This is a genomic window from Variovorax sp. DAIF25 (assembly GCF_050711835.1).
Lineage (GTDB): Bacteria > Pseudomonadota > Gammaproteobacteria > Burkholderiales > Burkholderiaceae_C > Variovorax.
Genome location: NZ_CP136636.1, coordinates 4,506,577 through 4,524,218, shown reverse-complemented (window position 1 = coordinate 4,524,218; position 17,642 = coordinate 4,506,577). Strand labels below are relative to the sequence as shown.

The window sequence follows — 17,642 nt, the reverse complement described above, 5'->3', positions numbered from 1 at the left end:
AGAAGTGACAGCGAGCGAGGCCCGATCCATGACCGCCCCCACGCGCATCGCCCTGGTCGGCTGCGGCGCCATCGGCACCGCGGTGCTCGAACTGCTGCGCGACGACCCGGCCCTGAAGGTGACGACCGTCGTCGTGCCCGCCGACGGCGCCGACGCCGCGCGCCAGGCCGCGCCCGGCGCGCAGGTGCTCGCCGCGGTGCCGGCCGAAGGCATCGACCTCGTGGTCGAGACCGCGGGCCATGCGGCCATCGAGCAGCACGTGCTGCCCGCGCTGGAACGCGGCACGCCCTGCGTGGTCGCCTCGGTGGGCGCGCTGTCGGCGGCAGGCTTCGCCGAACGGCTCGAGGCCGCGGCGGTCGCGGGCCGCACCCAGGTGCAGCTGATCCCGGGCGCCATCGGCGCGATCGACGCGCTGGCCGCGGCCCGCATCGGCGGCCTGGCCAGCGTGCGCTACACCGGCCGCAAGCCGCCGAAGGCCTGGAAGGGCACGCCGGCCGAGCAGGGCCGCGACCTCGATGCGCTGGCGCAGGCCACCGTCATCTTCGAGGGCAGCGCGCGCGAGGCGGCCTTGCTCTATCCGAAGAATGCCAACGTGGCGGCCACCGTCTCGCTCGCGGGGCTGGGGCTCGACCGCACGCAGGTGCGGCTGATCGCCGACCCCGCCACCGCCGAGAACGTGCACACCGTCGAAGCCGAGGGCGCCTTCGGCAGCTTCGAGCTGACCATGCGCAACAAGCCGCTCGCGGCCAATCCCAAGACCTCCGCGCTGACCGTCTACAGCGCCGTGCGCGCGCTGCGCAACCGCGTCGCGGCGCTCGCCATCTGAGCCACTCCATGATTTCTTCCGAACTTCTTCCGATCTGCATCGCCGGCGAATGGCGCCTGGGCGGCGGCGACATCTACGAGAGCCTGTACCCGGCCACCGGCGAACCGATCGCGCGCCTGCGCGCCGCGAGCCTGGCCGACGTCGAGGAGGCCATCGCGGGCGCCGACCTAGCCTTCCGCACCAGCGGCTGGGCCCAGCGCCTGCCGCACGAGCGCGCCACCGTGCTGCACCGCGTGGCGCAGCTGATCCGCGACGAGGCCGAGTCGCTGGCGCAGAAGCAGCGCCTCGACAACGGCAAGCCGATCAACGAGACGCGCAACCTCGTGGCCAGCGCCGCGGGCACTTTCCAGTTCTTCGCGGCCGCGCTCGAGACGCTCGAGGAAAGCATCACCCCGTCGCGCGGCGCCTTCGTAACGATGAGCGTGCACGAGCCCATGGGCGTGGTCGCGGCGATCACGCCGTGGAACTCGCCGATCGCGAGCGAGGCGCAGAAGCTCGCGCCCGCGCTGGCGGCCGGCAACGCGGTGGTGGTGAAGCCCGCCGAGGTCACGCCGCTGATGGCGCTCGAACTGGCGCGCATCTGCGAACAGGCCGGCGTGCCCAGGGGCATCGTCAGCGTGCTGCCGGGCCGTGGCTCGGTGATCGGCGACGCGATCACGAAGCATCCGCTGGTCAAGCGCGTGTCCTTCACCGGCGGCACCACCACCGGCCGGCACATCGCGCACATCGCGGCCGACAAGATGATGCCGGTGTCGCTCGAGCTCGGCGGCAAGTCGCCGACCATGGTGCTCGAGGACGCGGACCTCGACCATGCCGTCAACGGCGTGCTCTACGGCATCTTCAGTTCGTCGGGCGAATCGTGCATCGCGGGCTCGCGGCTGTTCGTGGCGCGCGGCATCTACGACGAGTTCCTCACGCGGCTGGCCGAGGGCGCGAACGCGCTGCGCGTGGGCGACCCGGCCTCGGAGCGCACGCAGATGGGCCCGCTGATCACGGCGAAGCACCGCGAGGGCATCGAGCGCTACGTCGAGCTCGGCGTGTCCGAGGGCGGCCGCATCCGCACCGGCGGCGTGCGCCCGCAGGGCGCCGGCTACGACAGCGGCTACTTCTACCGGCCGACCATCATCGAAGGCCTGGACAACGGCGCGCGCACCAGCCAGGAGGAGATCTTCGGCCCGGTGCTGGTCGCGATGCCCTTCGACGACGAGGCCTCGTTGATCGCGCAGGCCAACGACAGCGTCTATGCGCTGGCCGCGGGCGTCTGGAGCCGCGACTTCAAGCGCGCCTGGAAGCTCGGCCGCGCGGTGCAGGCCGGCACGGTCTGGGTCAACACCTACAAGCAGTTCTCGGTCTCCACGCCCTTCGGCGGCTGGCGCGACAGCGGCCTGGGCCGCGAGAAGGGCCGCGAAGGCATCTTCCAGTACATGGAGCAGAAGAGCATGTACTGGGGCACCAACGAACAACCGCTCGCGTGGGCGAACTGAACAGGGCCACACCATGAGCGTTCTAGGCATCGACCAGATCACCTACGGGGCGGACGACCTGCCCACCTGCCGCCGCTTCTTCGAGGACTGGGGCCTCGCGCTGAAGTCCGAGGCGCCCGGCGAACTCGTCTTCGAGTGCCTCAACGGCTGCCGGGTCGTCGTTGCGGCGTCGAGTGACGTGAACCTGCCGCCCGCGATGGAGGAGGGCCCGACCCTGCGCGAGGTGGTGTGGGGCGTGGAGAGCGAGGCCGACCTCGAGCGCTATGCCGCCGCCATCGCGAACGACCCGGGCTTCTTCGACGCCAGCATCGACGGCGCGCGCCGCATCGGCTGCATCGATCCCAACGGCCTGGCCGTGCGCCTGCAGGTGAGCCGCAAGCATGCCGTCGAGGTCGACTGCGGCGCGATGAACACCTGGAACGCCAAGCCGCGCCTCAACCAGCCCGCGCCGATCTACGAGCGCGCGACGCCGATCGAGGTCGGCCACGTGGTGTTCTTCGTCGGCGACGTGAAGGCCACGAGCGCCTTCTATGCCGAGCGCTTCGGCTTCGTCGGCTCCGACAGCTATCCGAACCGCGGCGCCTTCATGCGCTGCGCGCCCGAGGGCGGCCACCACGACCTGTTCCTGCTGCAGATCCCCTCGGGCAAGCGCGGGCTCAACCACGTGGCCTTCACCGTGCGCGACATCCACGAGGTGTTCGGCGGCGGCCTGCACTTCTCGCGCCAGGGCTGGGACACGCAACTCGGCCCGGGCCGGCACCCGGTCTCCTCGGCCTACTTCTGGTACTTCAAAAACCCGGCCGGCGGCCTGATCGAGTACTACGCCGACGAGGACCAGCTCACGGCCGAGTGGCAGCCGCGCGAGTTCGAGCCGGGCCCGACGGTGTTCGCCGAATGGGCGGTCGATGGCGGCCTCGACGGCCACACGCGGCGGCAGAAGAACGCGGAAGGGCCGAAGGGCGCCTTCCTCACCGAGAAGAAATGACGGTTCCGATCACCATGCAACGACGCTTCTGTTTCTCCCTCCTGTTCGCGGCGCTGGCTGCCATCGCCTTGCCCGCGGCTGCGCAAAGCGATGTGCACAAGCAGCTCGCCGCCGAGCGCTTCACCATCGTCTCGCCGTTCCCGCCCGGTGGGCCGGTCGACACGCTGGCGCGCGTGCTGTCCGACGGACTCGCCAAGCGCTATGGGCAAGCGGCCGTGGTCGACAACCAGGTCGGCGCGGCCGGCAACATCGGCATGGAGAAGGTCAAGCGCGCCAAGGGCGACGGCCACACGCTGCTGGTGATCCCGGCCGGCAACGTCACGATCAATCCCACGCTGATGCCGAACTTCCCGTTCGACATGCAGAAGGACTTCGTGCCGATCACCATGCTGGCCAAGGCGCCCAACGTGCTGGTGGCATCGCCGGCCTCGGGCATCAAGAGCGTGAAGGAACTGGTGGCGCAGGCCAAGGCCAAGCCGGGCACGCTCTCGTACGCCTCGCCGGGCGTGGGCAGCGGGCTGCACCTGGCGGGCGAGCTGTTCAAGCAGCAGGCCGGCATCGACCTGCTGCACGTGCCCTACAAGGGCACGCCACCCGCGCTCAACGACGTGCTCGGCGGCTCGGTGCCGCTGATGTTCAGCAACCTGCCCGCGACCCTGCCGTTCATCGGCAACGGCAAGCTGATCGCGCTCGGCGTGACCGAGGCCGTGCGCAGCCCCGCCGCGCCCGACATCCCCACCCTGGCGGAGCAGGGCATCCAGGGCGTGGCCGTGACCTCGTGGTACGGCCTGATGGCGCCGCGCGGCACGCCGGCGGCGGTGGTCGACCAGCTCGCGAAGGACGCGGCCGAGATGCTGGCCCAGCCCGAGGTGCGCGAGCGCCTGAAGGCGCAGGGCATGACCGGCGCCGCGATGAAGCCGGCCGAGTTCGCCACCCACATCCGCGACGAGACGGCCGTCTGGGCCCGCATCGTCAAGGCGCGAAACATCGTGGCCGAGTGAGCCGCGAACAAGAAGGAAGAGACACACACCCATGAACACCAGCGAATCCACCATCGGCATCGTCGGCGCCGGCATCGGCGGCCTGGCCGCCGCCATCGCGCTGCGCCGCGCCGGCCACGACGTGGTCGTGTTCGAGCAGGCGAAGCAGTTCGCGCGCGTCGGCGCCGACATCAACCTCACGCCCAACGCGGTGCGCGCGCTCGACGGCCTCGGCGTCGGCGAGGCGGCCCGCGTGACCGCTGCGCGGCCCTCGCACCGCATCAGCCGCACCTACGACAGCGGCGCCGAGACCTCGCGCCTTGAGATGGCCGAGTCGGCCGAGGCACGCTACGGCGCGCCGCAGCTCACGATCCACCGCGCCGACCTGCTGGCCGCGCTGGCCCAGATGTTCCCGGCCGAGCGCGTGGCATTGGCCAGGCGCGCCGAGCGCATCGCGGCCGACGAGGGCGGCGTGACGATCTCCTTCACCGACGGCAGCGAGGCCCGCGTGGGCGCGCTGATCGGCGCCGACGGCATCCACTCCTGCGTGCGCAACGCCATGTTCGGCGCCGAGAGCCCGCGCTTCACCGGCATCGTGGCCTACCGCGCCGTGGTGAGCGCCGAACGCGTGGCCGGCCTGCCGAACCTCGGCGCCTTCACCAAGTGGTGGGGGCCGAATCCGCAGAGCCAGATCGTCACCTTCCCGCTCAACCGCGGCAAGGACATCTTCATCTTCGCGACCACGCCGCAGGACAGCTGGCAGCTCGAATCCTGGACCGCGCCGGGCGACGTGGACGAGCTGCGCGCGCAGTACGCGGCCTACCACCCCGAGGCGCGGGCGCTGCTCGACGCCTGCGACACGGTGCTCAAGACCGCGCTCTACGAACGCGACCCGATGCCCGCCTGGGCGCAGGGGCGCATGGCGCTGATCGGCGATGCCGCGCATCCGATGCTGCCCTTCATGGCGCAGGGCGCGGGCATGGCGATCGAGGACGCGGTGGTGCTCGCGCGCCATCTCGAGGGCGTGGCGATGGACGGCATCGCCGCCGCGCTGGCCGACTTCGAGACCGCCCGCATCGAGCGCGCCGGCCAGGTGCAGCTCGGCTCGCGCGGCAACAACTGGCTGCGCGAGGGCGGCAACGCCGACTGGGTCTACGGCTACGACGCCTGGACCGCGCCGCTGGCGACGCCCGCGATGGCCGCGACTGCCGCGACCGTCTGAAGAATTCCACCTCACCCACGGAGGACCCCATGCCACAAGACCGCTACCTGCAACCGCACCAGGCGCGCCAGCGCCCGGCCACCACCTACGAAGACCTGCTGGGCGACGTGATCGAGCGCGCCTTCGCCGACGGCATCCACGACCTGCCGGGCCTGGTGCAGCGGCTCAACGACAGCGGCCTGGCCACGCCCGGCGGCCTGGCCTGGACCGAGGCGCTGTACCGCAAGGAAATGGCCACGCTGGCCGGCTGAGGAGACACCCATGAGCATCGCCATCCAACCCGTTCCCGCCGACCCGGTCGACCACCTGCTCGAGATCGGCCTCAAGGACCTCTGGTATCCGATCTGCCCCTCGCACTTCATCAAGGAGAACCCCGTCTCGCTGCGCCGCCTGGGCCGCAAGCTCGCGCTGTGGCGCGACGGCGAGGGCGTGCTGCATGCGCTCGAGGACCGCTGCCCGCACCGCGGCGCGCCGCTGTCGCAGGGCGTGGTGCTCGGCGACCGGCTCTCGTGCCCCTACCACGGCGTGGAGGTGCGGCACGACGGCGTGGTCACGCGCGTGCCTGGCAGCCCGGGCTGCAAGCTCGAGGGCTCGAAGGCCACGCGGCACTTCCACGTGCAGGAGCGCGCCGGGGCCGTGTTCCTCTACAACTCGAAGGAGCCGGTCGACGTGCCGCCGCCGCTGGTGCTGCCCGAGCAGCTGACCGATGACGCCGAGTATTCGAGCTTCCTCTGCTACACCGAGTGGGAGGGCGACTACCGCTACGTGCTCGACAACGTGATGGACCCGATGCACGGCACCTACCTGCACAAGCAGTCGCACTCGATGGCCGAGGGCGACTCGAGCGCCAAGTTCGGCATCCGGCCGACCGACATCGGCTTCGTGTTCGAGAAGGAAGGCCAGCGCAACGTCAACTTCGACTGGACGGAATGGGCCGACACCGGCATCCACTGGATGCGGCTGGAGATCCCGTACCCGAAGACCGGCGGCCCCGGCGGCAACTTCATCATCGTGGGCGCCTTCTCGCCGATCGTGAAGGGCATGACCGCCACCTTCTTCTGGCGCGTGCGCAAGCTGGCGCCGGGCTGGCAGCGCGACACCTGGCGCTTCCTCTACCGCAACCGCCTCGAGGCGCGCCACTGGCACGTGCTCGAGCAGGACCGCGTGATGCTCGAGGAGATGGAGGCCGACGCCAACCAGCACGAGAACCTCTACCAGCACGACCTGGGCATCGTGCGACTGCGCCGCCACATGCGCAACCTGGCGGTGGCGCAGCTCGCGCAAGCGGCCGAGCCGGTCACCGCCTGAGCGAGGAAGCGATCGCCATGTCTTCTCCCACGCTGAACGCCCTCGTGCACACGATGCGCTACGAGGCCGACGGCATCGTGAGCGTCGAGTTCCGGCCGGCCACGCCCACGGTGGACTTTCCCGCCTTCGAGGCCGGCTCGCACATCGACCTGCACCTGCCCAACGGCCTGGTGCGCAGCTACTCGCTGTGCAACCCGGCCAGCGATCGCCAGCGCTACGTGGTGGGCGTGCTCAACGACCGCAAGAGCCGCGGCGGCTCGCGCTACGTGCACCAGCAATTGCGCGTGGGCATGACCCTGCCGATCTCGGCGCCGCGCAACAACTTCGCGCTCGAGGAGGACGCTCGGCGCTCGGTGCTGGTGGCCGGCGGCATCGGCGTCACGCCCATCTGGTGCATGCTGCAGCGGCTCGCGTCGCTCGGGCGGCCGGTCGAGCTGGTCTATTGCGCGCGCAGCCGCAAGGAAGCGGCCTTCGTCGACGCCATCGAAGCGCTGGCGCGCGACAAGGCCATCGAACTGAGCTGGCACTTCGACGACGAGCAGGGCGCGCCGCCCGATCTCGCGCAGCTGCTGGCAGGGCGCGGCACCGACAGCCATTACTACTGCTGCGGGCCCACGCCGATGCTCGATGCCTTCGAACGCAGCTGCGAGCAACTGGCCTATGCCAACGTGCACATCGAGCGCTTCGCCGCCGTGCATGTGGAAGCGCCGGCCGCCACGCAGAGCTGCGTGGTGGCCTGCGCGAAGAGCGGGCGCGAGATCGAGGTGCCCGCGGGCAAGTCGATCCTCGACAGCCTGATCGATGCCGGCCTCGACCCCGACCACAGCTGCAAGGAAGGCGTCTGCGGCGCCTGCGAGACGGCCGTGCTCGAAGGCGAGATCGACCACCACGACGGCATCCTCACCAAGGCCGAACGCGCGGCCAACAAGACCATGATGATCTGCGTGTCGCGCTGCAAGGGCGCGCGCCTGGTACTGGACATCTGATCCCCCGAAGGCCTCCGGCCGAAAGAAAAACCACCCGAGACATTCCATGAAAAAGTACTTGCTCACGCTGGTTTCGATCAGCGCGGCTGGCGGAGCGCTGGCCCAATCCTCCCTCACGATCTTCGGCGTGGTCGACGCCGCCGTCACCTACACGCGCGGCAACGGGCCCGGCGCCGGCAGCAAGACGCAGCTCACGAACAGCGGCAACATGTTCAGCCGGCTCGGCTTTCGCGGCACCGAGGACCTCGGCGGCGGGCTGTCGGCGAGCTTCTGGCTCGAGATGGGGCTGCAGAACGACAGCGCGCTGGGCTTCCCCTCGAACTCGAACAACCAGGCCAGCGGCAACGGCACGCCCGGCGTGCTGAGCTTCAACCGCCGCGCCACCGTGAGCTTCGCGGGACCGTTCGGCGAGATCCGCCTGGGCCGCGACTACGTGCCCGCGTTCTGGAACACCGCGATCTACGACCCCTTCGGCACCGGCGGCGGCATCGGCGCCAACCAGCTCTACTTCTCGGGCCTGGGCGGCCTCACGGCGCCGACCGGCACGCGCGCCTCCAACAGCGTGGGCTACCTGCTGCCGGGCGGCCTCGGCGGCTTCTATGGCCAGGTGATGTACGCGATGGGCGAGAACGAGTCGACCTCGGTGCTGCCGGGCACGCTGGTGTCGAACAAGCGCGACGGCAACCATGCGGGCCTGCGCCTGGGCTATGCCGACGGCGGCTTCAACATCGCGCTGGCCACAGGCAAGACGCGCTACGCGAGCGGCGACCTGCGCGTGACCAACCTCGGCGCCTCCTACACCTTCGGCCCGTCGCTGATGAATTTCAAGCTCACGGGCGAGCTCTACGGCGAATCGAAGGGCAGCACCGATGCCAAGGGCGCGCTGATCGGCTTCCACCTGCCGATCGGGCCGGGCGAGATCAAGGGCTCGTATGCGCGCTACCGGCTCGAGCCCTTCGGCGCGCTGCGCAATCCCACCTCGTCGAAGCTCGCGCTGGGCTACGTGCACAACCTGTCGAAGCGCACCGCGCTCTACGCGACCGTGGCGCGCATCAGCAACAGCAACGGCGCGGCCGCGGCCCTGTCGGGTGCGATCACGGCGCCGAACCGGTCCTCGAGCGGCACCGAGTTCGGCATGCGCCACATGTTCTGAGAGGGCGCCCACGCCCGGAAAGTCCCATGCGAAGCCAGAGCAAGAACCTCCGCTGGTACGGCGTGATCACGCTGTTCCTGATCGTCGCGATCTCCTACGTGGACCGCATCAACATCGCGGTGCTGATCACCGACGCCGACTTCCTGCGCCACGTGGGCATCGCGGCGGACGACCGGGTGCGCCAGGGCTTCCTCGCGACGGCCTTCATGCTGGGCTACGGCATCTCGGCCTTCGTGCTCACGCCGTTCTGCTCGGCGCTGTTCGGCGTGCGGCGCAGCCTGATCTTCGGGCTGGTGCTGTGGGGCGTGGTGACCTGGGCCTCGCCGCTGTTCCACAGCTACGGGCTGCTGCTGGCCTCGCGCGTGCTGCTCGGCGTGTCGGAAGGGCCGCTGTTCTCGCTGGCCTCGTCCTACATCAAGGCGCATTTCCGCGGCGACGAGAACGGCAAGCCCAACGCGATCGTCAACATGGGCACCGGGCTCGGGCTGGCGCTGGGCTTTCCGCTCGTGGGCTGGCTGCTCGCGCAGTACGCCTGGGACACCTCGTTCCACGTGCTGGGCGTGCTCAACATCGTGCTGGGCATTCCGCTGGTGCTGGCCTTCGTGCGCATGCCGGCGGGGCAGGGCGATGCGATAGCTCCGAAGTCCTTCGGCGACGCGATGGCGCGCGTGGGCGGCATCGTGAAGGGCGCGCTGCAGACGCGCCACCTGTTCCTGATCACGCTGCTGACCTCGGCCGCGCTGGCCTACCTCTGGGGCAGCAGCAACTGGCTGCCGACCTACCTGCGCGAGGCGCGCGGCTTCTCGCTGCGCGAGATGGGCTGGCTGGCCTCGCTGCCGCAGTACGCGACCGTGCTCGCGGTGTTCCTGGGCGGCGTGCTGGTCGACCGGCTGGGCCGCGCGCGCGTGCCCTTCATCTTCATGGGCGCCAGCGCGGGCGTGGCGCTGTCGGTGCTGCTGGCGATCAGCGCGCACGATCCCTACGTGGCGGCCTGCTGCCTGGTGGCGGCGAACTTCTTCTGGGGCCTGCAGAGCCCGGCGATCCCGAGCACGGTGCAGCACTGCGCGCGGCCCGAGCACACGGCCAGCGCCTTCGGCGTGACCAACGGCGTGGGCAGCCTGGTGGCGGGCTTCATGCCGGTGCTGATGGGCGGGGTGATCGGCGCGCTGTCGTCGGCCGGCGCGGCGGGCCATGGCGCGGACGGCGGATCGGCGGCGGGTTTCTTCGCGGGCTTCGCGCTGCTGATCGGCACCCAGGTGGTGGTGTTCGGCTGCGGGCTGGCGCTGTGGCGGCGCGACCGCGCGCCGGCAGTGGCCGGCCGCGCCGAAGCCGTGCCCCGGGTGTCCTAGTTCATCAGGGCGCGACGCTCGCGCCCTCGATGCCGTGGCGCTGCAGCGCCTCGGCCACGAAGCCGCTGGCCTTCATCTCCTCGACGAAGGCCGCGAGCAGGGCCTGGGCCTCGGCGCCGCGGCTGGCCGGCGTGCCCATGGCCTGCTGGATCACCATGAAGCGGCCCGGCAGCAGGCGCACGCCCGAGGAGCGCTGCGCCTCGGTCTCGAGCAACTGGCGGATGCCGGCCGCCACGTCGACCTGGCCCGCGCGCAGCGCCGAGAGCACGGCCTGCGCGCCCTGCACGCGCACCAGCTCGGCCTGGTGGATCTCGCGCGTGAGGAACAGGTCGTAGGCGCTGCCCGCGCCGACCGCGATGCGGTGGCCGGGGGTGTCGACCTCGGCGTTGTCCTGCAGCTCGGAGCCGTCGCGCACCAGGTAGCTGCCCTCGATCAGCACATAGGGCGCGGTGAAGCGCAGGCCCTCGCTGCGCGCCGGGTCGATCGCGAAGAAGCCGATGTCGGCGCGCTCGGCCCGGACCGCGTCGACCGAGGCCGCGGCCTTGTCGAACACCACCAGCTCGACGCCCACGCCGAGGCGGCGCGCGAACTCGTGGGCCAGGTCGATCGACACGCCGACCGGCTGGTAGCTCACCGGGTGCTTGTTGGCGAGGATCGGGTTGCCGAGGTTGATCGAGGCGCGCAGCGTGCCGCTGGGCGCGAAGGCGGTGACGAGGGCGGGGGAGATCTGGGTCATGGCAGTCCGTCGGAGGGAGGCGCGCGAGCGGCCGGCGCGGCCCTGGAGTTTACGGGCGCGGCGCCGGGCCCGCCGATCGCCCGCCGCCCGGCGCGCCCGGGCGGCCGAAATTCCTACTTGGGCTGAAGGTTCTCGCTCACCGGATATTCAGCCCCATCGCGTAGGCTCGCTGCATCCGAAAAAAAATACCGAGGCTGTCGCCCATCGTGCCGATCTCCACCTTTCTCGTCGAAGACAACCCCCTCATCCGCCACAACCTGATCGCCGCCATGGAGGACGAAGCCGACATCCTGCTGGTGGGCACGGCCGCCACCGAGGCCGAGGCCATCGAGCGGCTCGATGCCTGCGATCCGCCCTGGGAGCTGCTGGTGGTCGACCTGTTCCTCGAGGAAGGCTCGGGCCTCGGGATCGTCAAGCGCTACCGCGAGCGCCGCGCCGGCCAGCGCGTGGTGGTGCTGACCAACTACGGCACCGACGACATCGCGGGCTGGGCGCGCGAGCTCGGCGCCGACGCGGTGTTCGACAAGTCGGCCGGGCTCGACGACTTCTTCTCGTTCTGCGCCGGACTCGGGGCCGAGGCCCCGGGCGCGCGCTGATGGCGGCGCCCGGACCGGCGGCCTCCGCCGCGCTGCAGCCGCTGCGCGAGGCCACGCGCGAACTGCACCATGCGCTCGACAGCCGGCTGCGCATCGGCGGCGAGGACGCCACGCTGGCCGACTATGCCGAGCACCTGCGCGCGCTGCGGCCCTGGCTGGGCGCCGTGCGGAGCGCGCTGGCGGCCTCGGGCGTCGCGGCGCTCGAGGCGGTGGCGCGGCAACTCGCGCTGCGCCTCGAGGCGCTCGAACTCGATCTGCGCGATGCGCAGGCGGCCGGGCCGGCCACGCCGCCCGCCTTGCCGGACAGCGCGGCGCTCGCCGCGCAGGCCGCCGACCCCGGCTTCGCCTGGGGCCTGGCCTACGTGGTCGAAGGCTCGCGGCTCGGCGGCAGCGTGATGCACCGCCGGCTGGCGCCGCGGCTCGCACCGCATCCGATGCGCTACTTCGCGCCCGTCGGCGCCGAGGACGGCACGCCCGCGCACTGGCGCCATTTCGTCGCCCAGCTCGGCGAGGCGCTGCGCGACCGCGCGGCCGTGCAGTCGGCGCAGCGCGGCGCGGTGGCGGGCTTCGAGGCGCTGATGCCGTGCTTCGGCCTCGCGCGCGACGGCGGAACCGCGCCGTCCCCAAGCCGCGCCGCCAGCCTGCATGCCGGGTAGGAATCGGCCGACGAAGCGGCCCCCGGGGCCGCTGGCATGATCGATCCGACCCCGATTCATTCCCCCTCCAACCCCGTGCCGGCCGATCCGGCCCCGTCCTTCCCCTCGAAAGTGTCAGCACTTCCCACGTCCTCGAACCCTCACCAGCCCGCTGCCGTTTCCGGCTCGCCGGACGCGGCCGACCTGACGAGCTGCGATCTCGAGCCGATCCGCGTGCCGGGCTCGATCCAGCCGCACGGCCGCATGCTGGTGCTGGCGGCCGAGGGCCTGCAGCGGCTGGCCTGGAGCGACAACTGGCCCGAGGGTGAGGCCGCCGCCGCGGCGCAAACCCTGCGCGGCATGGCGCTGCCGGTGCTGCAGCCCGGCGCCTCGCCGGTGTCGCTGGGGGCGTTCGAGATCGACGGCCGCCTGTTCGACGTGGCGGTGCACCGCACCGAACAGCACCTGATCGCCGAGTTCGAGGCTGCGAAGCCGGCCGCGGGCAACGAGGCGCCGATCTATGCGCTGAGCCGGGTCCTGCTGCCCGCGCTGCAGCAGGCGCGCGACGTGGACAAGCTCACCGGGCTGGTCGCGCGCGCGATGAAGCAGCTCACGGGCTTCGGCCGCTGCCTGGTCTACCGCTTCGATGCCGCGGGCCACGGCGAGGTGCTGGCCGAGGCGGCCGACGCGGGCTACGACAGCTACGTCGGCCACCACTTCCCGGCCTCCGACATTCCGCAGCAGGCGCGCGCGCTCTACCTGGTCAACCACTTCCGGCTGATCGCCGACGCCAACTACCGTCCCGTGCCGCTGGTCTCGAGCGACGCGGCGCTGGCGCCGACCGGCATCGACCTCTCGCAGGCGCAGTTGCGCAGCGTGTCGCCGATCCACCTCGAGTACATGCGCAACATGGGCACCCTGGCCTCGATGTCGGTGTCGATCGTGGTGCGCGGCCAGCTCTGGGGCCTGATCTCCTGCCACGACCACGACCCGCGCTTCCTCGACACCGCGACCCGGCTGGCCTGCGAGCACATGGGCCAGCTGCTGTCGATGCAGATCGACGCCAAGCAGACCCACGGCGAGGTGGCCGACCGGCTCGAGCTGCGGCAGCTCACGCTGCAGACCGTGTCGCAGCTCGCCGACAGCGACGCCACCCTGCGCCGGCTGGTCGAGGAGGGCTCCCTGCTGTTGCGCGTAGCACGCGCCACCGGCGCGGCCGTGGTGCTCGACGACGCGGTCTGGACCGTGGGCGACGTGCCGCCCGAGCCGCGCATCCAGGAGCTCGCGCACTGGATCGCCGGGCTCGGCGTCGAGGTCTACGACAGCGATTCGCTGGCCGGGCATTTCAAGCCCTTCGCCGACTGCGAGGCGGTCGCGGCCGGCGTGCTGGCGATCTCGATCTCGCAGGTGCACCGCCACCTGATCCTGTGGTTCCGGCCCGAGATCGTGCAGACGGTGCAATGGGCCGGCGATCCGCGCAAGCCGATGGTGCCGGACGGCCAGCGCATGCATCCGCGGCTGAGCTTCCAGAGCTGGGTCGAGCACATCCGCGGGCGTTCCAATCCCTGGTCGGCGGCCGAGGTGGGCGCGGCCGTCGAGCTGCGCCAGGCGCTGATCGGCATCGTGCTGCGGCGCGCCGAGGAACTCGCGGCCGTGGCGACCGAGCTGGGCCGCGTGAACCGCGAGCTCGAGGCCTTCTCGTACACCGTCTCGCACGACCTGCGCGCACCCATGCGCCACATCGCGGGCTACGTCGACCTGGTGACCCAGACCGAGGGCCAGCAACTGACCGACCGCGCGCGGCGCTACCTGGCCCACGTGAAGGACGCGGCGGCTTTCGCGGGCCAGATGGTCGACGCGCTGCTCGACTTCTCGCGCATGGGCCGCGCCGCGCTGCAGAAGCGCGCGGTCGACACGCCCTCGCTGGTCGAGGGCCTGGTGCGCGAGCTGGTGCGCATCGAGCCGACACGCGCCATCGAATGGCGCGTCGAGCCGAACCTGCCGCCGCTGTACGCCGACCCGCTGCTGCTGCAGGTCACGGTGCGCAACCTGCTGGCCAACGCGGTCAAGTACTCGCGCACCCGCGAGCCCGCCGTGATCACGGTGCGCGCGGTGCGCAACGACGCCGGCACCGGCCTCGAGGTCGAGGACAACGGCGTGGGCTTCCAGATGAAGTACGTCGACAAGCTGTTCGGCGTGTTCCAGCGGCTGCACCAGGCCGAGGAGTTCGAGGGCACCGGCATCGGCCTGGCCAACGTGAAGCGGATCGTGGAGCGGCATGGCGGCACGGTGTGGGCGCGCGGCGAACTGGGCGCGGGCGCCTGCTTCGGCTTCGTGCTGCCGGGCGCGGAGGCGGATGGAACGAATTCGAGCAACGCAACTGACGGAGAAGAGGATGCTTAAGCCGATCCTGCTGGTCGAGGACGACAAGCGCGACCTGGAACTGACCCTGGTGGCCCTGGAGCGCAGCCAACTGGCGAACGACGTGGTCGTGCTGCGCGACGGCGCGCAGGCGCTCGACTACCTCAAGCGCGAGGGCGAGCACGCCGATCGTGCCGAAGGCAACCCGGCCGTGATCCTGCTCGACCTGAAGCTGCCCAAGGTGACCGGCCTGGAGGTGCTGCAGGAAGTGCGCGCCTCGGCGACGCTGCGCAGCATCCCGGTGGTGATGCTGACCTCGTCGCAGGAGGAATCGGACGTTCTGCGCAGCTACGAGCTCGGCGTCAACGCCTATGTGGTCAAGCCGGTGGCTTTCGACCGGTTCGTCTCGGCGATCGCCGACCTCGGGGTGTTCTGGGCCGTGCTCAACGAACCGCCGCCGGGGTCGCTCAAGGCCACCCGGCGCCATGAGTAGCGGCACGGCTTCCACGACGGCCCCCGACATCCTCGTCCTCGAGGACTCGCGCTTCGACGTCGAACTGCTGACCGAGGCGCTGGTCGCCGCGCTCCCCGGGGCGCGCGTGACCGTGGTGTGCGACGAGGAGGGCTTCACGGGCGCGCTGGAGAGCGCGCGCTACCAGCTGATCCTGTCCGACTACGAGCTGCCGGGCTTCTCGGGCGCGCATGCGCTCGAGATCGCGCGCGCGGTGGCGCCGCTCACGCCCTTCATCTTCGTCTCGGGCGTGATCGGCGAGGACAACGCGGTCGAGCTGCTCAAGCGCGGCGCCACCGACTACGTGAGCAAGGGCCGGCTGGCGCGGCTGCCGGTGGTGATGGAGCGCGCGCTCAAGGAAGCGGCCGACCGCGAGGCCAAGCAGGCGGCCGAGGCCAAGCTGCGCGTGGCCCACGAGATCTTCGGGGCCGCGGAGTCGCGGCGGCTGGCGCTGATCGAGCTCAGCGACCGCATCCGCGACATGGACGGCATCTGCGAGATCGCCTACACCGCCTCGCAGATGCTCGGCATGCAGCTGCAGGTGGACCGCGCGGGCTACGGCGTGGTGAACAAGGCGGCCGAGACCATCGAGATCGAGCGCGACTGGACCGCGCCCGGCGTCAAGAGCCTGGCCGGCACGCTGCACTTTCGCGACTACGGCAGCTACATCGACGACCTGCGCCAGGGCACGACGGTGGCCTTCGCCGATGCCCACGACGACCCGCGCACGCGCGCCACCGCCGATGCGCTCGACGGCATCGGCGCGCGCGCCGTGGTCAACATGCCGCTGACCGAGCGCGGCGGGCTGGTCGGGCTGCTCTATCTCAACCACGGCACTGCGCGCGCCTGGTCGCGCGACGAGCTCGACTTCACGCGCGAGGTCGGCGAGCGCATCCGCTCGGCGATCGCGCGGCGCGAGGCGCAGCTCGAGCTGCAGGCCTTCGCCGAATCGCTGGCGCGCGAGGTCGAGGTGCGCACGCGCGAGCGCGACCGCACCTGGGAGCTGAGCCAGGACCTGCTGGCCGTGGCCAACGGGCAGGGCAGCTTCGAGAGCGTGAATCCCGCCTGGGAGGCGGTGCTCGGCTGGAGCCGCCAGGAGCTGATGGCGATGCCGTTCCGCCAGCTGGTGCATCCCGACGACCTGGCCGCGACCGAGGCCGAGCTCGCGCGGCTGGCCCAGGGCGAGCGCACGCGTGGCTTCGAGAACCGCTACCGCGCCAAGGACGGCAGCTACCGCTGGCTGTCGTGGACCGCGGTGCCCGAGGGCGGCCTCAACTACTCGGCCGCGCGCGACATCACGCAGCAGAAGGAGCGCGCCGCCGAACTCGACGCGGCGCGCGAGCAGCTGCGCCAGAGCCAGAAGCTCGAGGCCGTGGGCCAGCTCACGGGCGGCCTCGCGCACGACTTCAACAACCTGCTGGCCGCGATCGGCGGCAGCCTGGAGCTGATGCGCCGGCGCGGGCTCGAGGGGCGGCAGGCCGACCTCGAGCGCTACATCGGCGTGGCGCACGGCGCGGTCAAGCGCGCGGCCGCGCTCACGCACCGGCTGCTGGCCTTCTCGCGCCGGCAGACGCTGGAGCCCAAGTCGGTCAACCTCAACCGCCTCGTGAACGGCATGGAAGACCTGCTGCGCCGGACCCTGGGCCCGGGCATCGCGCTCGAGAACGTGGCGGCCGTCGGCCTGTGGAACGTGCATGCCGACCCGAGCCAGCTCGAGAACGCGCTGCTCAACCTGTGCATCAACGCGCGCGACGCCATGCCCGAGGGCGGCACGCTGGTGGTCGAGACCGCCAACCGCTGGGTCGACGCGCGCACCGCGCCGGCCCGCGACCTGCCCGAGGGCCAGTACGTGTCGCTCACGGTCAGCGACAACGGCGTGGGCATGAGCGCGGAGGTGGCCGCGCGCGCCTTCGATCCCTTCTTCACCACCAAGCCCATCGGCATGGGCACCGGGCTCGGCCTGTCGATGATCTACGGCTTCGCCAAGCAGTCGGGCGGGCAGGTGCGCATCTATTCCGAGGTCGGCCAGGGCACCTCGGTCAGCATCTACCTGCCGCGCCACGACCGCACGGAGGAGAACACCACGGAGGCCGAGCAGGTCGAGACCGCGCCGCGCGCCGACCGCGGCGACACCGTGCTGGTGGTCGACGACGAGGCCTCGCTGCGCATGCTGATCGTGGAGGTGATGCAGGGCCTGGGCTATGCCACGCTCGAGGCCGGCGACGGCGCCGATGCGCTGCGCATCCTCGAGTCGAACCAGCGCATCGACCTGCTGCTGACCGACGTCGGCCTGCCCGGCGGCATGAACGGCCGCCAGGTGGCCGATGCCGCGCGCACCCTGCGCGCCGGCCTCAAGGTGCTGTTCATCACCGGCTATGCCGAGAACGCCGTGCTGAGCCATGGCCACCTGGCGCCCGGCATGCACGTGATGACCAAGCCCTTCGAGATGGATGCGCTGGCCAAGCGGGTCAAGACGCTGATCGAGTCGCGCTGAGGGCAGGGATGTTCGC

The 17,642-nt window shown here is 71.3% G+C and carries 16 protein-coding genes; 15 read left to right on the top strand and 1 reads right to left on the bottom strand.

Annotated elements, in window-relative coordinates:
• The first annotated feature begins 28 nt into the window (after nt 1–28).
• Genes R0232_RS20975 through R0232_RS20930 form a run of 10 tightly spaced genes read left to right on the top strand, consistent with a single transcriptional unit; the run spans nt 29 to nt 10,293 of the window.
• Nucleotides 29–826, top strand: coding sequence for an aspartate dehydrogenase (locus R0232_RS20975; protein ID WP_431509279.1), 798 nt, complete (start codon nt 29–31; stop codon nt 824–826).
• 8 nt (nt 827–834) lie between these two features.
• Nucleotides 835–2,310, top strand: coding sequence for an aldehyde dehydrogenase (locus R0232_RS20970; RefSeq protein WP_431509278.1), 1,476 nt, complete (start codon nt 835–837; stop codon nt 2,308–2,310).
• Nucleotides 2,311–2,323: 13 nt separating this feature from the next.
• Complete coding sequence (locus R0232_RS20965) at nt 2,324–3,295, top strand: VOC family protein (protein WP_431509277.1); 972 nt, start codon at nt 2,324–2,326, stop codon at nt 3,293–3,295.
• Nucleotides 3,296–3,309: 14 nt separating this feature from the next.
• The gene (locus R0232_RS20960; protein WP_431512915.1) at nt 3,310–4,296 is read left to right on the top strand and encodes a Bug family tripartite tricarboxylate transporter substrate binding protein; all 987 of its coding nucleotides are present in this window, start codon (nt 3,310–3,312) and stop codon (nt 4,294–4,296) included.
• 31 nt (nt 4,297–4,327) lie between these two features.
• A complete protein-coding gene (locus R0232_RS20955; protein WP_431509276.1) occupies nt 4,328–5,497 on the top strand; it encodes an FAD-dependent monooxygenase in 1,170 nt (389 codons plus the stop codon).
• 29 nt (nt 5,498–5,526) lie between these two features.
• Complete coding sequence (locus R0232_RS20950; RefSeq protein WP_057595700.1) at nt 5,527–5,748, top strand: recombinase-like helix-turn-helix domain-containing protein; 222 nt, start codon at nt 5,527–5,529, stop codon at nt 5,746–5,748.
• Nucleotides 5,749–5,758: 10 nt separating this feature from the next.
• Entirely contained in the window at nt 5,759–6,805 is a 1,047-nt protein-coding gene (locus R0232_RS20945) for a Rieske 2Fe-2S domain-containing protein (RefSeq protein WP_431509275.1), read from the top strand.
• A 17-nt stretch (nt 6,806–6,822) separates the two neighbouring features.
• Entirely contained in the window at nt 6,823–7,791 is a 969-nt protein-coding gene (locus R0232_RS20940; RefSeq protein ID WP_431509274.1) for a PDR/VanB family oxidoreductase, read from the top strand.
• 46 nt (nt 7,792–7,837) lie between these two features.
• On the top strand, nt 7,838–8,944 hold the full coding sequence (locus R0232_RS20935) for a porin (RefSeq protein WP_431509273.1): 1,107 nt from the start codon (nt 7,838–7,840) through the stop codon (nt 8,942–8,944).
• A 26-nt stretch (nt 8,945–8,970) separates the two neighbouring features.
• Nucleotides 8,971–10,293, top strand: a complete 1,323-nt coding sequence (locus tag R0232_RS20930) for an MFS transporter (RefSeq protein ID WP_431509272.1) — start codon at nt 8,971–8,973, stop codon at nt 10,291–10,293.
• Between the two features lie 4 nt (nt 10,294–10,297).
• Here the strand turns inward: R0232_RS20930 and R0232_RS20925 are convergent, their stop codons facing one another.
• A complete protein-coding gene (locus R0232_RS20925; RefSeq protein ID WP_093344510.1) occupies nt 10,298–11,029 on the bottom strand; it encodes an ABC transporter substrate-binding protein in 732 nt (243 codons plus the stop codon).
• Nucleotides 11,030–11,235: 206 nt separating this feature from the next.
• Here R0232_RS20925 and R0232_RS20920 point away from each other — a divergent pair, with 206 nt between their 5' ends.
• From R0232_RS20920 to R0232_RS20900, 5 genes are all read left to right on the top strand, one after another.
• Entirely contained in the window at nt 11,236–11,625 is a 390-nt protein-coding gene (locus R0232_RS20920) for a response regulator (RefSeq protein ID WP_093344508.1), read from the top strand.
• Nucleotides 11,625–12,281 (top strand): biliverdin-producing heme oxygenase, encoded by a 657-nt coding sequence (locus R0232_RS20915; RefSeq protein WP_431509271.1) that lies wholly within the window; start codon nt 11,625–11,627, stop codon nt 12,279–12,281. Before R0232_RS20920 ends, R0232_RS20915 begins: the two co-directional genes overlap by 1 nt.
• 111 nt (nt 12,282–12,392) lie before the next feature.
• The gene (locus R0232_RS20910) at nt 12,393–14,663 is read left to right on the top strand and encodes an ATP-binding protein (RefSeq protein WP_431509270.1); all 2,271 of its coding nucleotides are present in this window, start codon (nt 12,393–12,395) and stop codon (nt 14,661–14,663) included.
• Nucleotides 14,656–15,114, top strand: coding sequence for a response regulator (locus R0232_RS20905; protein ID WP_093344502.1), 459 nt, complete (start codon nt 14,656–14,658; stop codon nt 15,112–15,114). The genes R0232_RS20910 and R0232_RS20905 overlap by 8 nt, the downstream gene beginning before the upstream one ends.
• Nucleotides 15,107–17,626, top strand: a complete 2,520-nt coding sequence (locus R0232_RS20900) for a response regulator (RefSeq protein ID WP_431509269.1) — start codon at nt 15,107–15,109, stop codon at nt 17,624–17,626. Before R0232_RS20905 ends, R0232_RS20900 begins: the two co-directional genes overlap by 8 nt.
• Nucleotides 17,627–17,642: the final 16 nt, after the last annotated feature.

Excerpts from the sequence above, each read along its gene's own strand:
- R0232_RS20905 (WP_093344502.1), top strand. The coding sequence starts at position 14,656 with ATGCTTAAGCCGATCCTGCTGGTCGAGGACGACAAGCGCGACCTGGAA.
- R0232_RS20915 (WP_431509271.1), top strand. The coding sequence starts at position 11,625 with ATGGCGGCGCCCGGACCGGCGGCCTCCGCCGCGCTGCAGCCGCTGCGC.
- R0232_RS20960 (WP_431512915.1), top strand. The coding sequence starts at position 3,310 with ATGCAACGACGCTTCTGTTTCTCCCTCCTGTTCGCGGCGCTGGCTGCC.
- R0232_RS20900 (WP_431509269.1), top strand. The coding sequence starts at position 15,107 with ATGAGTAGCGGCACGGCTTCCACGACGGCCCCCGACATCCTCGTCCTC.
- R0232_RS20975 (WP_431509279.1), top strand. The coding sequence starts at position 29 with ATGACCGCCCCCACGCGCATCGCCCTGGTCGGCTGCGGCGCCATCGGC.
- R0232_RS20935 (WP_431509273.1), top strand. The coding sequence starts at position 7,838 with ATGAAAAAGTACTTGCTCACGCTGGTTTCGATCAGCGCGGCTGGCGGA.
- R0232_RS20945 (WP_431509275.1), top strand. The coding sequence starts at position 5,759 with ATGAGCATCGCCATCCAACCCGTTCCCGCCGACCCGGTCGACCACCTG.
- R0232_RS20965 (WP_431509277.1), top strand. The coding sequence starts at position 2,324 with ATGAGCGTTCTAGGCATCGACCAGATCACCTACGGGGCGGACGACCTG.
- R0232_RS20925 (WP_093344510.1), bottom strand. The coding sequence starts at position 11,029 with ATGACCCAGATCTCCCCCGCCCTCGTCACCGCCTTCGCGCCCAGCGGC.
- R0232_RS20930 (WP_431509272.1), top strand. The coding sequence starts at position 8,971 with ATGCGAAGCCAGAGCAAGAACCTCCGCTGGTACGGCGTGATCACGCTG.
- R0232_RS20940 (WP_431509274.1), top strand. The coding sequence starts at position 6,823 with ATGTCTTCTCCCACGCTGAACGCCCTCGTGCACACGATGCGCTACGAG.
- R0232_RS20950 (WP_057595700.1), top strand. The coding sequence starts at position 5,527 with ATGCCACAAGACCGCTACCTGCAACCGCACCAGGCGCGCCAGCGCCCG.
- R0232_RS20955 (WP_431509276.1), top strand. The coding sequence starts at position 4,328 with ATGAACACCAGCGAATCCACCATCGGCATCGTCGGCGCCGGCATCGGC.
- R0232_RS20970 (WP_431509278.1), top strand. The coding sequence starts at position 835 with ATGATTTCTTCCGAACTTCTTCCGATCTGCATCGCCGGCGAATGGCGC.